Here is an 11834-nt window from a genome sequence, read left to right as displayed (position 1 = left end):
GCGCTTGAACTGTAGGGTGGACGGCTTTGCCGTCCACGCGTTCAACGCACGTCCGCCCATCGAATCGTTCGCGCCTGGCGCATGTCACAGCCTGGGCAATCCCATGCATCCCGAATATTCATGGGCTGATTGAACGCGTGGACGGCATAGCCGTCCACCCTACGTCCCTTCGGAATACCGTGCCGCTGTTCTACCCCTCGATCGCCTCGAACGCGTACTGCACTTCGTCCCCGAACTTATCGAGGAACATCAGCGCGCGCACGCCCTCGGCCGCCTTCTGGAACTCCCCGGCGTCGAGCTGCTTGCCGACCTGCGCCAGCATCGTCTTGCGTTCGCCGCGCACTTGCGCATCGAGGGCATCGAGCGCGCCGGCATCCTTGGCCGCGCGCGCATCGCCCAGTTCCTCGCGCCACTCCATCTGCTGCATCAGGAAGGCCATCGGCATGGCCGTGTTCGATTCCGTCTGCAGGTCGACGCCGTTCAGCTCGCACAGGTAGTGCGCGCGCTTCTGCGGGTTTTTCAGGGTCTGGTAGGCCTCGTTGGCGCGCGTGGCCCACTGCATGGCGACGCGCTTTTCGGCGTCGCTGGCGTTGACGAAGCGGTCCGGGTGGACCCGGCCCTGGACCTCGCGATAGGCCGCGTCCAGCGCGGCCATGTCGACGTCGAAACGGGCCGGCAGCCCGAACAGCTCGAAGTGATTCTGCATGAGTAGCTTAATGAGCGATCAGATCCGGAAGCTCTCGCCGCAACCGCAATTGTCCTTGACGTTCGGGTTGTTGAAGCGGAAGCCTTCGTTCAGTCCCTCGCGGGCGAAATCGAGTTCGGTGCCGTCGATGTAAGGCAGGCTTTTCGGGTCGACGAAGACCTTCACGCCATGCGACTCGAAGACATTGTCCTCGGCCGCCGCCTCGTCGACGTACTCCAGCTTGTAGGCCAGGCCGGAGCAGCCGGTGGTGCGCACGCCGAAACGCAAACCGAGGCCCTTGCCGCGACGCTCGATGTAGCGGTTGATGTGCTTCGCCGCTTTTTCGGTCAGTGTGACTGCCATTCGTTCCTCCAGCTCGGGTTTATCTTACGCAGTTGCGTGCTTGGTCTTGTAGTCGGCCACGGCCGCCTTGATCGCGTCTTCGGCCAGGATCGAGCAGTGGATCTTCACCGGCGGCAGCGCCAGTTCTTCGGCGATCTGGGTGTTCTTGATCGACAGCGCCTGGTCCAGGGTCTTGCCCTTGACCCATTCGGTCACCAGCGAGCTCGAGGCGATGGCCGAACCGCAGCCATAGGTCTTGAACTTCGCGTCTTCGATCAGGCCCTGCTCGTTCACCTTGATCTGCAGCTTCATCACGTCGCCGCAGGCCGGGGCGCCGACCATGCCCGTGCCGACCGATTCGTCGCCCTTTTCAAAGGCGCCGACGTTGCGCGGGTTTTCGTAGTGGTCGAGTACTTTGTCCGAATATGCCATTTTGATGCTCCTAGAATGCTTGAATTAGTGGGCTGCCCATTGGATCGAGTTCAGGTCGATCCCTTCCTTGAACATGTCCCACAGCGGCGACAGTTCGCGCAGTTTGCCGACCTTCGACTTCAAGAGTTCGATCGTGAAGTCGATGTCTTCCTCGGTCGTGAAGCGGCCGATGGTGAAGCGGATCGAGCTGTGCGCCAGCTCGTCGCTGCGGCCCAGGGCGCGCAGCACGTAGGACGGTTCCAGGCTGGCCGAGGTGCAGGCCGAACCGGACGAGACGGCGATGTCCTTGATCGCCATGATCAGCGACTCGCCTTCGACATAGTTGAACGAGACGTTCAGGTTGTGCGGCACGCGGTGCTCCATGTCGCCGTTGATGTAGACCTCTTCGATCTCCAGCAGGCCCTTGGCCAGGCGGTCGCGCAGCGCCTTGATGCGCACGACTTCGGTATCCATCTCTTCCTTGGCGATGCGGAAGGCTTCGCCCATGCCGGCGATCTGGTGGGTCGGCAGCGTGCCCGAACGCAGGCCGCGCTCGTGGCCGCCGCCGTGCATCTGCGCTTCCAGGCGCACGCGCGGCTTGCGGCGCACGTACAGGGCGCCGATGCCCTTCGGACCGTAGGTCTTGTGCGCGGTGAAGGTCATCAGGTCGCACTTGGTCTTGCTCAGGTCGATATGGACCTTGCCGGTCGCCTGGGCGGCGTCGCAGTGGAAGATGATGCCTTTCGCGCGGCACAGTTCGCCGATGGCGTCGATCGGCTGGATCACGCCGATTTCGTTATTCACCAGCATGACCGACACCAGGATCGTGTCCGGGCGGATGGCCGCTTCCAGCTGCTCGACCGTGATCAGGCCGTTATCTTGCGGCTCGAGGTAGGTCGCCTCGAAACCGACGCGCTCCAGCTCGCGCACGGTGTCGAGCACGGCCTTGTGCTCGGTCTTGACCGTGATGATGTGCTTGCCCTTGGTCTTGTAGAACTGGGCCGCGCCCTTGATGGCCAGGTTGTTCGATTCGGTGGCGCCGGAGGTCCAGATGATTTCGCGCGGATCGGCGCCGACCAGGGCCGCGACGTGGCCGCGCGCCTCTTCCACGGCCGCCTCGGCCGACCAGCCGTACATGTGGCTGCGCGAGGCCGGATTGCCGAACTGCTCGCGCAGGAAGGGAATCATCTTGTCGGCGACACGCGGATCGATCGGCGTGGTCGCCGAATAGTCCATGTAGACCGGGAAATGGGGTGCAGTCACGAAGCTCTGCTCGATTTTTTTGTCCAAAGGCGCGTTCATCAGTTCACTCCAGTCATGCTTCAATTTTGGCGGCGGCGCTGCGGTGCACCACCACGACGTTCTGTTCTTTGTGCTTTTGCTGGTCGACCAGGTCTTGCAGGGAAACCGAGTCCAGGTAATCGACCATCTTGGCGTTGAGCGTGGTCCACAGGTCGTGCGTCATGCAGCGGATGCCGCTGGCGGCATCGGACCCGTGGCAATTTTCCTTGCCGCCGCACTGGGTCGCATCGAGCGGCTCGTCGACGGCAATGATGATGTCGGCCACCGTCACCTTGTGCGCCGGCCGGGCCAGGCTGTAGCCGCCGCCAGGGCCGCGGATCGAGTCGACGATCGCATGGCGGCGCAGCTTGCCGAACAGCTGCTCCAGGTAGGACAGCGAAATGGCCTGGCGCTGGCTGATGCCCGACAGCGTGACGGGACCATTGCCCTGGCGCAGGGCAAGATCGATCATCGCAGTAACAGCAAAACGGCCTTTGGTGGTCAGACGCATCACAACCCCGGTAATGTTAGAATATTGCTCTTGTTCACTAATCACACCGCCGCCGAGGCGGGATAAAAACCGGATTAGTTGAACGATTTAGTCAAGTATAGCAAATTCCGGGGGGCTTGTCTTGGAGGCCCCAAAAACGCCGAAGGGGTCCGGCGCGGCGTTTTCGCCCGGTCTCCGGGGCAAATCCGCCCCTCACCTCGCCCGTAGCAAACCCATCGGCCCGAACAAGGCCTGCATCCCCGCGTGCCCGATGAAGGAGAGGTTGTAGGGATGCTCGGCGGCGGCCTGGGGAAAGCGCGCCGTCTCCGGCAAACTCCTCAACTGCTCGGCAATCTTTCCCCACAACACCAGCGTCGGCGGCGGATCGCGTTCGGCCAGCACCGCCAGCACCGTCTGCAGGAAGGGCAGCCAGGCGCGCGCATCGACCGCCGGCGCCACGTGCTTGCGAAACACCAGGGCGGCATTGAGCAGCAGGAAGCCTTCGGCGACGAGATTGTCCTGCAACTGCGACAGGCGCTGGATGGACCCGTTGCCGCGCGCGGCAAGCGCCACCGGCGCCAGCGCCGCCCCGCCGGTCGCGCCCGGCTGCAACTGCCCGTCGGCCACCAGCAGCATTTTCATGAAGTTGCGCAGCGAGGTCGCGCGGTTGACCGGCTTGGACAGCCCGGCTTCGCTCCACAGTTCGCCCACCGCGCCGTCCATGAAGCAAACCCCGGTCGCGCTCGCGGCACGCGGATACGGTCCCTCCCCTACCAGCACATAGCGCACCTTGTCGAGCGGCTGGGCAAAGGCGGCGAACAGACGGCCTTCGGTCGGCAGGTAGTCATCAAGGGCCAGCGCCGGCAGGTAGCCGGGATTGGCGCGCGCCACCGCCTCCAGGCCGCGCACCAGGTGCGGCCGCCAGGACGGATCGGCAAGGGCCAGCATGTCGAGGATGACGGGGGGAATGGTCGGACTGGTCATGGCGGACATGGCAAAAAAGAAGCGGATTGTACCTGCGCCCGGCCCTGGCCGGAGCAAGATTGTCGCCTTTCAAGCTGGCGAGCCCGATCGGCAAAACGGCGCATGATGAGCCATCCCTGCGGACGGGATGTATGCACCGTCCGCCAACCACTGACGAGGAGACCAGCAATGCAAACGATCCAGGATGTGATGACCCGCGACGTGCAAACCGTTTCGCCGCAGGAAACGGTGCAGCGCGCGGCGCAGTTGATGGACGAACTGAACGTGGGCGCCATCCCCGTGCTCGAAGCCGACAAGCTGGTCGGCATGATCACCGACCGCGACATCACGGTGCGCTCGACCGCCGCCGGCCAGGCCCCGGGCGCGACCCGGGTCGGCGATGTGATGAGCACCGACGTGCGCACCTGCACCACGCGCCAGAGCGTCGACGACGTGCTCAGCCAGATGGCCGGCGTACAGGTGCGCCGCATTCCCGTGCTCGACGAGGATTCCGGCAAGATCGTCGGCATCGTCTCGCTGGGCGACGTGGCGACCAAGCACTCGGCCGACGTCGATCGGACGCTCGACGAGATCTCGACGCCGTCGGAGCCGGATCGATAAGGCACGCACCGCCACCCGGATCCGTGCCTGATACGCACCCAAACGCAAACGGGCAGGCCAAAGCCTGCCCGTTTTACATGAATTCGTCCTGTCTAGCGCCGGATTCCCTTACTCCGCGTCGGGCTGCTTCGACGGATGCGCGGCCGCGAAGGCCGGCATGTCCACGCACAGCGCGTTGATGCGCGCGATGTTCGGGTAGGCATCGACGTCGATGTCGAAGCGCTTGGCGTTGAACACCTGCGGCACCAGGAAGCAGTCGGCCATGGTCGGCGCGGGGCCGTGGCAGAAGGGGCCGGCGGCCGGGTCGCGCGCCAGGTGCGCCTCGAGCGAGGCCATGCCTTCGCGGATCCAGTGGCGGATCCACTCGGTCTTCGCTTCTTCGCTCAGCTTGAGCTCGTGCACCAGGTGGCGCAGCACGCGCAGGTTGTTCAGCGGGTGGATGTCGCAGGCGATGATCTGGGCCAGTTCGCGCACGCGGGCGCGGCCGGCCACGTCCTGCGGCATCAGCGGCACGGCCGGGAAACGCTCGTCGAGGTATTCGATGATCGCCGCCGACTGGGTCAGCGTGATGCGGTCGTCCTGGAAAGCCGGCACCAGGCCGCTCGGGTTGATCTTGCGGTAGTCTTCCTGGCGCTGCTGGCCGCCGTCCTTGAGCAGGTGCACGGGCACCGCATCGTAGGCCAGCCCCTTGAGGTTCAGGGCGATCCGGACGCGGTAGGCGGCAGAGCTGCGGAAATACGTGTAGAGCTTCATTCTTTCCTCCCGTGGTAATGCGCTACTTCGTGATCGATGGCGCCGAAGATGCTGGCGCCTTCGTCATCGAGCATTTCGATGCGCACACTGTCTCCAAAGCGCAGGAACGGCGTCTTCGGGGCGCCGTGCTCGATCGTTTCGTACATCCGCAGCTCGGCCAGGCAGCAATAGCCGACGCCGCCGTTGGCGATGCTGGAACCATGCAGGCTGCCCTGCTTGTTCGATACCGTGCCGGAACCGACGATGCTGCCGGCGCCCAGCTCGCGCGTTGTTGCCGCGTGCGCGACCAGCTGCGCGAAGCTGAAGGTCATGTCTTCGCCCGCGTTCGGCTTGCCGAAAGGCTCGTCGTTGAGCGTGACGAGCAGGGGCCGGCACAATTTGCTGTCCTTCCATGCTGCGCCGAGCTCGTCGGGCGTGACCGCCACCGGCGAAAAGGCGCTGGCCGGCTTCGACTGGTAGAAGCCGAAGCCCTTGGCCAGCTCGTTCGGGATCAGGTTGCGCAGCGAGACGTCGTTGACCAGCATGACGAGGCGGATCGCCTGCGCCGCCTGTTCCAGGCTGGCGCCCATCGGCACGTCGCCGGTGACGACCGCGACTTCCGCTTCGAGGTCGACGCCCCAGTCCTCGCTCAGCACGGCGATCGGGTCGCAGGGACCGATGAAGCGGTCCGAGCCGCCCTGGTACATCAGCGGGTCGGTATAGAAGGAGGCCGGCACCTCGGCGTTGCGCGCCTTGCGCACCAGCTCGACGTGGTTGATGTAGGCCGAGCCGTCGCACCACTGGTAGGCGCGCGGCAGCGGCGAGTGGCATTCCATCTCGATAAAGGATTCGGCCTTGTCGGCGGTGCCGAGATTCAGGCGCTGGTAGACGGCTTCGAGCTGCGGCGCGACGGCGTCCCAGTCGTCGAGCGCGGCCTGCAGCGTGCGCGCAATCCTGGGCACGGCCTGGCAGGTCACGAGGTCGCGGCTGACGACGACCAATGTACCGTCGCGGCCGCCAGTCTTGAGTGAGGCGAGTTTCATCGCGTATTCCTTGGTCTTTGATTGGTTGCCGCCATTAAAGATCAATTCGGACTATCATACAAACAATATTTTCAGGCTCATTTATCGGATTAGCTTATGAATCCTACCTTGCGCCAGATGCGCGCCTTCGTCGCGCTTGCCAAGACCGGCAACTTCACCCTGGCTGCCCAGACCATGCACGTCACGCAGTCCGCCTTGTCGGGCCTGATCAAGGAACTCGAGCAGACGCTGGAAGCGCGCGTCGTCGACCGCTCGACCCGGCGCATCACCCTGACCGAGATCGGGCGCGAGCTGTATCCGCTATTTAGCCAGATGATCGATGACCTCGACGGTGCGCTGGCGAACGTCGCGGACCATACACAGCTCCGAAAAGGCATTGTTCGGATTGCCGCCCCGCAACTGATGTGCTGCACCCTGGTGCCCGAGGCAATGGCTGCCTACCGCGCCCTGCATCCCGAGATCGACGTACGGGTAGCCGACAGCGCGGTCGAGAGCGTGATTGCACGCGTGCTGTCGGGCGAGTCGGACATCGGGATCGGCCCCGAACGCGACCCGATGCCGCAGCTGCAGGCGCGCGAGCTGTTCGAGATGCCCTTCGCGCTGGTATTTCCCGAAGGCCACCCGCTAGAGCAGGCCGAGCGCGTCACCTGGCAGGACGTGGCGCGCTATCCCTTCATCGCCCTGCAGGGGCAATTTACCGAGCGCCTGCTGGCCGACATGCACGCCCTGTTGCGCGACGTGCCCCTGAAACCGGCCAACGAGGTGACCTTCATGACGACCGCGCTGGCCATGGTCAGCGCCGGGCTCGGCATTACCGTCTGCCTGCCCTACGCGCAGCCGCTGGCCCAGCTCTACCGCCTGCGCATGCGTCCGCTCGAGGAACCGGTGCTGACCCGCCGCTTCTTCGTCTACACCCGCGCCGGACGCTCGCTGTCGCCGGCGGCCGAGAGTTTCATCGACTTCCTGTTCCCGTATGTCGAGTCCAAGCGCGGCCTGGCGCGCGAGGCGCTGGGCGGCTAAGGCCGGTGCACGCAAGATCGCGGCAGGGATGCGCCAGACGCGAGAGCGAACCCGGATTGAATGACTGACAGCCGTACGTGTGGAAGCCAGAATATGGCGGTATTTCCCGTCGCGCGACGCGAAAAATGGGCGCGGCGTCAGTGTCCCGCGGCAACCAGCGGGGCGCTTCCGTGAAGGCGGCGGCGCATCAGCTTCATGGCCACGGCAAGCGCCATGTCCTGCGTCGCTGCGATATCCGGCGTGACGCCGACGCCTTCCCAGTTGGTACCGGTAATCGGACTGATGCTGCGCTGGCCGGGTATCGTGGCAAAAAAATGTCCGCCAATGCCATGAAGAGCCGCAGGGTGGGCTCCGCCCCAGGTCCGCTCGCCGATGACGGTGGCGCGCTTGAGTGCCTGCATCGTGTACGCGAAGTCTTCACCGGCGGACGCCGTGCGCGGGCCGGCCAGGATCAGGACCGGCTTCTTGCCGCCATAGCGTTTGCCGTGGAGCTTGTCATCCGTCCAGTGCTCGACGGTATTGCCGGTCTCACGATCCCAGATGTCGTTGAGGCGGGTACGCCGGTCGACGAAATAGCTGATCAACAAGGCCACCGCTTGCGGGTCGCCGCCGTCGTTCTGGCGCAGGTCCATGATGAGGCCGTCGGTGCCGGCAAGTTCATCCATCGCTGCGGCGTACTTGCCGGCCACCAGGTAAGCCACAGGGAAACTGGAAATCTTCAGGTAGCCGATGTTGGGGCCCAGGCGCTCGACCCTCTTGACGCTACGGCTCGCCGTGCGGCGCATGATGAGGCGCGTGACGAAGTTGGTGCGCTGCTCCCACTGCGCTTGCGTCGCCGGCGCAGGCCCATCCGCCTCGGCGGGCAGGGCCAGCTTCGGATGGAAGCCCACTTTCAGATGCCGGTCCCTGACGACACCATGGATGTCGGCCGTGAGCTGTCGCGCCAGCCGATAGCCGTTGCTGATCCCGTCGTATTTGCCCTCCTGCAGGCGCTGGCGCAGAACCGCCTCCATTTTTTTGGCCTTGTCGGGAAAGACATAATGCGCATTCAGCTTCGCCACCAGCGTGTCGATCGTGTTTACCCGCATCGCGCGATCGAGCACAGCTTCCGGATGCGCCCCCGTTTTTTGCCAAAAGCCCTGCCACCCGGACATCGCACATGCTCCGATCACGATCAGCACCAACAAACACGGTATGACAATCGATCTCTTTTTCATTTATCTGCCTGCTGTGGCATGCGGCTTGGATGTTTGATGCGCCTGCCTGAAACCCTTATCTCATCGAAAAGCCAAGGAAACGGGATGAGAATAGCACAACATTTTCCGGCAGATAGCAATTATCATTACCAACCAGAAGTAAAATGATTGCAGGATTCTTCTACCGTCCGGCCTGTAGCCAGGTCGGCGCTCTGTCGATCACGCCGCCGGCAGCGATGCGCTAGAATCGGCCCACCTGTTTTTGCCGGAGTTTTACAGATGTCCCTCAACACCATGGCGATCAACCAGCGCATGGACAAATTCGACGGCCACCACCGGGTCTGGCTGTTCGGCTACGGCTCGCTGATCTTCAAGGCCGATTTCCCCTTCATCGAGCGCCGCCCGGCCGCCATCCGCGGCTGGAGCCGGCGCTTCTGGCAGGGCTCGCACGACCACCGCGGCACCGAGACGGCGCCGGGCCGCGTCGTCACCCTGGTGCCGGACGAAGGCGCGCTCTGCCACGGGATGGCCTACCTGGTCACGCCCGAGGAATTCGCCCACCTCGACCACCGCGAAAAGAACGGCTACCTGCGCCTGGCGACCGAGATCGCCTTCGACGACGGCGCCAGCGTGGAGGGCCTGGTCTACATCGCCACCCACGAGAATGCGGCCTACCTCGGCCCTGCGAGCGAACTCGACATCGCGCGCCAGATCGCCGGCGCGCGCGGCCCGAGCGGACCGAACAGCGAATACCTGCTGGAGCTGGCCCGGGCCCTGCGCGAACTGGGCAAGCCCGACGCCCACGTGTTCGAGATCGAACGCCACCTGGCGCAACTGGCGGGCTGAAGCCCGGCCCAATGAAAAAGGGGATGCAGCGCATCCCCCCTTGCTTCCTTGCGCGCTTCAGCGCGCGCGGCTCAATGGCCGTACAGCTTGCGCCTCAGTTCGAGCCGCTCCTGCGCCTCCACGCACAGGGTGGCGGTCGGGCGCGCCAGCAGGCGCTCGATGCCGATCGGGTCCCCGGTTTCTTCGCACCAGCCGTACTCCTCGTTCTCGATCGCTTGCAGGGACTGCTGGATCTTCCTGAGCAGCTTGCGCTCGCGGTCGCGCGTGCGCAGTTCCAGCGCCTGGACCTCCTCGATCGTGGCGCGGTCGGCCGGGTCGGGCACGACCACGGTTTCGCGCAGCAGCGCCTCGGTTTCGCCAGCGTTCTTCAGCAGTTCCTGTTCGAGTTCGTGCAGGCGCTGCCGGAAAAAGGCGCGCTGGGCCGCATTCATGTAGTCACGGCTGCTCATCGCCAGGATCTCTTCTTCCGTCGGCACCCAGGCGCCTCGTACGGCCATGGTCGGAATACTTGGAATGCTCGATCTTGCGGTGGTAGTCATCACGCCTCCTTGTCGAAAACTGCGAACACATCGCCCGTCGCGCGAGCCGGCAATCCGGAGCCGGCCCGGCTGGCCAGCGGAGTATCGCCCGGCGGCCGGGAAAGCGCATCCGCCTTGCGCCTACGCCTTTCCCTTAGCGTTGGCCTCGCCGATCGGCGCGACGCCGTACAATGGCGCCTGCCTTTTATTTACTTTCGAAGCCTGCCATGGAAAACAACGACCAGCGTTACCTCGTCCAGCAAAACAAGATCGCCGACGGCGACAAGAAGCCACCCGTCTTTGCCAAGGTCATGCGCAGCAAGGAGGGCAAGTTCGAAGGCGTGTCCTTCATCAGGAACAAGGAAAAGGCGACCGTCATGACCGTCGCCCAGGCCCAGGAAGTCATCGACTGGGCCGGCAAGAAGAAAAGCAACGCCCACGAGTACGCGACCAGGATCATCTGCCTCGGCCAGTAAGCGAAACCGCAAACGACAAGGCCCGATGCCGCCATGTGCGCGGCATCGGGCCTTTTCTTTCAGGCGGGCCAGTTCTTAGAACGCGTGGCGCACGCCGACCGAGACGCCGGACTGGTTCATGCCGGCGCCGACGGTGCCGCCGACGTCGAGCGCGATGGCAGCCGCGCCCTTGTTGCGCATGTGGCCGAGCGAGCTGTAGAGCGCGGTGCGCTTGGACAGGCTGTAGGTCAGGCGCGCCACCAGCAAGGTCGAATCGTTGGCGCTGTCCTTGACGTCAAGGCGCGCCACCTGGGCGTCGAGCACCAGGGCCGGCGCCACCGGATGGCTTGCGCCCAGGTAGACCAGGTTCGAGTCGAGGTCGAAGGCCGGGGTTGCCGCGTCCTTGCGGCGCGCCATGATGCCGGCGCCGATTTTCGTGGCGCCGGCCATCGCGTAGGCGTTCAGCGTCGTGCGGCGGTCGCGGCTGTCGGCCGTGGTCAGGCCGGCGGCGGCGCCGGTGTTGCCGTGCATCTGGTCATACGAGGCCGTCACGCCCCAGGTCTTGTTGTCGTAACCCAGCAGCGCCGTCACCTGGCGGCAGGCTTTCGAGTTGCCCGGCACCTCGCCGCCGCAGTTGGTCGCCGCCGGGCCGCCGGCATTCGAAGCGTCGCGCCCGAAGCTGTAGGTGGCCCCGGCCGTGAAGTTGCCGAAGTTGCCCATGTAGCCGATCGCGTTGTCGCTGCGCGCGTTCGGGATGTACAGGTCGATGCTCGAGATACTGAAGATGTTCGGGCCCATGACGTCGGTCTTGAGCATCGAATGGAAGGTCATGTTGGTCTGGCGCCCGACCGTCACGGTGCCGAAGTTGCCCTTGAGGCCGACGAAGGCCTGGCGCCCGAACAGGCGGTTGCCCTGGCCGCTGGTGCCGGTGTCGACGTTGACCCCGCCTTCGAGCACGAACAGGGCTTGCAGGCCGCCGCCCAGGTCCTCGGTGCCCCGGAAGCCGATGCGCGAGGGCACGCTGCCGGTCAGGCCGGGGATTTTCGTCTGCGAGTCGCCGGCGGCGTTGACGTGGTTGGTGTGCACCACGCCGCTGTCGAGGACGCCGTAGACGGCGACCGAAGTCTGGGCCAGGACCGGCTGCGCCGCAAGGCAGGTCAAAACAGCAATGGCGGCGCAGATGGTGTTCTTCTTCATGAGGATATCTCCAGTTGTTGATCTTGTTGATCTT

Annotated in this window: 15 protein-coding genes; 4 read left to right on the top strand and 11 right to left on the bottom strand. The window is 64.6% G+C overall.

Annotated features, from left to right (window positions below; all coding sequences use genetic code 11):
* Positions 1 to 190 precede the first annotated feature (190 nt).
* From hscB to ACFPAH_RS09910, 6 genes are all read right to left on the bottom strand, one after another.
* Positions 191 to 706 carry a Fe-S protein assembly co-chaperone HscB gene (hscB, locus tag ACFPAH_RS09935; RefSeq protein ID WP_379744232.1) on the bottom strand — a complete coding sequence of 172 codons (516 nt, stop codon included), beginning with the start codon at positions 704 to 706 and terminating at the stop codon, positions 191 to 193.
* Between the two features lie 18 nt (positions 707 to 724).
* Positions 725 to 1048, bottom strand: a complete 324-nt coding sequence (gene iscA, locus ACFPAH_RS09930; RefSeq protein WP_379744230.1) for an iron-sulfur cluster assembly protein IscA — start codon at positions 1046 to 1048, stop codon at positions 725 to 727.
* 24 nt (positions 1049 to 1072) lie between these two features.
* Positions 1073 to 1459 (bottom strand): Fe-S cluster assembly scaffold IscU, encoded by a 387-nt coding sequence (iscU, locus tag ACFPAH_RS09925; protein ID WP_379744228.1) that lies wholly within the window; start codon positions 1457 to 1459, stop codon positions 1073 to 1075.
* 24 nt (positions 1460 to 1483) lie between these two features.
* On the bottom strand, positions 1484 to 2740 hold the full coding sequence (locus ACFPAH_RS09920; RefSeq protein ID WP_379744226.1) for an IscS subfamily cysteine desulfurase: 1257 nt from the start codon (positions 2738 to 2740) through the stop codon (positions 1484 to 1486).
* Between the two features lie 13 nt (positions 2741 to 2753).
* The gene (gene iscR, locus ACFPAH_RS09915) at positions 2754 to 3230 is read right to left on the bottom strand and encodes a Fe-S cluster assembly transcriptional regulator IscR (protein ID WP_379744224.1); all 477 of its coding nucleotides are present in this window, start codon (positions 3228 to 3230) and stop codon (positions 2754 to 2756) included.
* Positions 3231 to 3422: 192 nt separating this feature from the next.
* On the bottom strand, positions 3423 to 4193 hold the full coding sequence (locus ACFPAH_RS09910; protein WP_379744222.1) for a uracil-DNA glycosylase: 771 nt from the start codon (positions 4191 to 4193) through the stop codon (positions 3423 to 3425).
* 168 nt (positions 4194 to 4361) lie between these two features.
* Here ACFPAH_RS09910 and ACFPAH_RS09905 point away from each other — a divergent pair, with 168 nt between their 5' ends.
* The gene (locus ACFPAH_RS09905) at positions 4362 to 4793 is read left to right on the top strand and encodes a CBS domain-containing protein (protein ID WP_379744220.1); all 432 of its coding nucleotides are present in this window, start codon (positions 4362 to 4364) and stop codon (positions 4791 to 4793) included.
* Between the two features lie 108 nt (positions 4794 to 4901).
* Here ACFPAH_RS09905 and maiA read toward each other — a convergent pair whose 3' ends face one another.
* Both maiA and ACFPAH_RS09895 read right to left on the bottom strand, forming a co-directional pair.
* A complete protein-coding gene (gene maiA, locus ACFPAH_RS09900) occupies positions 4902 to 5546 on the bottom strand; it encodes a maleylacetoacetate isomerase (protein WP_379744218.1) in 645 nt (214 codons plus the stop codon).
* Positions 5543 to 6568, bottom strand: coding sequence for a fumarylacetoacetate hydrolase family protein (locus ACFPAH_RS09895; protein WP_379744216.1), 1026 nt, complete (start codon positions 6566 to 6568; stop codon positions 5543 to 5545). The genes maiA and ACFPAH_RS09895 overlap by 4 nt, the downstream gene beginning before the upstream one ends.
* A 96-nt stretch (positions 6569 to 6664) precedes the next feature.
* Here ACFPAH_RS09895 and ACFPAH_RS09890 point away from each other — a divergent pair, with 96 nt between their 5' ends.
* Positions 6665 to 7588 (top strand): LysR family transcriptional regulator, encoded by a 924-nt coding sequence (locus tag ACFPAH_RS09890; RefSeq protein WP_379744214.1) that lies wholly within the window; start codon positions 6665 to 6667, stop codon positions 7586 to 7588.
* A 137-nt stretch (positions 7589 to 7725) separates the two neighbouring features.
* On the opposite strand, the gene ACFPAH_RS09885 is transcribed toward ACFPAH_RS09890, so the two are convergent.
* Positions 7726 to 8805, bottom strand: a complete 1080-nt coding sequence (locus ACFPAH_RS09885; RefSeq protein ID WP_379744212.1) for a S41 family peptidase — start codon at positions 8803 to 8805, stop codon at positions 7726 to 7728.
* Between the two features lie 258 nt (positions 8806 to 9063).
* Here ACFPAH_RS09885 and ACFPAH_RS09880 point away from each other — a divergent pair, with 258 nt between their 5' ends.
* Positions 9064 to 9630 carry a gamma-glutamylcyclotransferase gene (locus tag ACFPAH_RS09880; RefSeq protein ID WP_379744210.1) on the top strand — a complete coding sequence of 189 codons (567 nt, stop codon included), beginning with the start codon at positions 9064 to 9066 and terminating at the stop codon, positions 9628 to 9630.
* A gap of 71 nt (positions 9631 to 9701) precedes the next feature.
* Here ACFPAH_RS09880 and dksA read toward each other — a convergent pair whose 3' ends face one another.
* Positions 9702 to 10127: an RNA polymerase-binding protein DksA gene (dksA, locus tag ACFPAH_RS09875; RefSeq protein WP_379744403.1), complete on the bottom strand. Its 426-nt coding sequence runs from the start codon at positions 10125 to 10127 to the stop codon at positions 9702 to 9704.
* Positions 10128 to 10375: 248 nt separating this feature from the next.
* On the opposite strand from dksA, the gene ACFPAH_RS09870 reads away from it, so the two are divergent.
* Positions 10376 to 10624, top strand: coding sequence for a hypothetical protein (locus tag ACFPAH_RS09870; protein WP_379744208.1), 249 nt, complete (start codon positions 10376 to 10378; stop codon positions 10622 to 10624).
* Positions 10625 to 10699: 75 nt separating this feature from the next.
* Here the strand turns inward: ACFPAH_RS09870 and ACFPAH_RS09865 are convergent, their stop codons facing one another.
* Positions 10700 to 11800, bottom strand: a complete 1101-nt coding sequence (locus ACFPAH_RS09865; protein WP_379744206.1) for a porin — start codon at positions 11798 to 11800, stop codon at positions 10700 to 10702.
* Positions 11801 to 11834: the final 34 nt, after the last annotated feature.

The organism is Massilia sp. GCM10023247 (genome assembly GCF_042653325.1).
Taxonomy (GTDB): domain Bacteria; phylum Pseudomonadota; class Gammaproteobacteria; order Burkholderiales; family Burkholderiaceae_D; genus Telluria.
Note: the sequence above shows the minus strand (reverse complement) of the source record. Positions and strands in the feature narration are given on the sequence as shown.

Bases quoted from the DNA above. Each gene is read 5' to 3' on its own strand.
- ACFPAH_RS09910 (WP_379744222.1), bottom strand. From the start codon at position 4,193: ATGACCAGTCCGACCATTCCCCCCGTCATCCTCGACATGCTGGCCCTT.
- maiA (WP_379744218.1), bottom strand. From the start codon at position 5,546: ATGAAGCTCTACACGTATTTCCGCAGCTCTGCCGCCTACCGCGTCCGG.
- ACFPAH_RS09880 (WP_379744210.1), top strand. From the start codon at position 9,064: ATGTCCCTCAACACCATGGCGATCAACCAGCGCATGGACAAATTCGAC.
- dksA (WP_379744403.1), bottom strand. From the start codon at position 10,127: ATGGCCGTACGAGGCGCCTGGGTGCCGACGGAAGAAGAGATCCTGGCG.
- ACFPAH_RS09895 (WP_379744216.1), bottom strand. From the start codon at position 6,568: ATGAAACTCGCCTCACTCAAGACTGGCGGCCGCGACGGTACATTGGTC.
- ACFPAH_RS09885 (WP_379744212.1), bottom strand. From the start codon at position 8,805: ATGAAAAAGAGATCGATTGTCATACCGTGTTTGTTGGTGCTGATCGTG.
- hscB (WP_379744232.1), bottom strand. From the start codon at position 706: ATGCAGAATCACTTCGAGCTGTTCGGGCTGCCGGCCCGTTTCGACGTC.
- ACFPAH_RS09890 (WP_379744214.1), top strand. From the start codon at position 6,665: ATGAATCCTACCTTGCGCCAGATGCGCGCCTTCGTCGCGCTTGCCAAG.
- iscA (WP_379744230.1), bottom strand. From the start codon at position 1,048: ATGGCAGTCACACTGACCGAAAAAGCGGCGAAGCACATCAACCGCTAC.
- ACFPAH_RS09870 (WP_379744208.1), top strand. From the start codon at position 10,376: ATGGAAAACAACGACCAGCGTTACCTCGTCCAGCAAAACAAGATCGCC.
- ACFPAH_RS09865 (WP_379744206.1), bottom strand. From the start codon at position 11,800: ATGAAGAAGAACACCATCTGCGCCGCCATTGCTGTTTTGACCTGCCTT.
- ACFPAH_RS09920 (WP_379744226.1), bottom strand. From the start codon at position 2,740: ATGAACGCGCCTTTGGACAAAAAAATCGAGCAGAGCTTCGTGACTGCA.
- ACFPAH_RS09905 (WP_379744220.1), top strand. From the start codon at position 4,362: ATGCAAACGATCCAGGATGTGATGACCCGCGACGTGCAAACCGTTTCG.
- iscR (WP_379744224.1), bottom strand. From the start codon at position 3,230: ATGCGTCTGACCACCAAAGGCCGTTTTGCTGTTACTGCGATGATCGAT.
- iscU (WP_379744228.1), bottom strand. From the start codon at position 1,459: ATGGCATATTCGGACAAAGTACTCGACCACTACGAAAACCCGCGCAAC.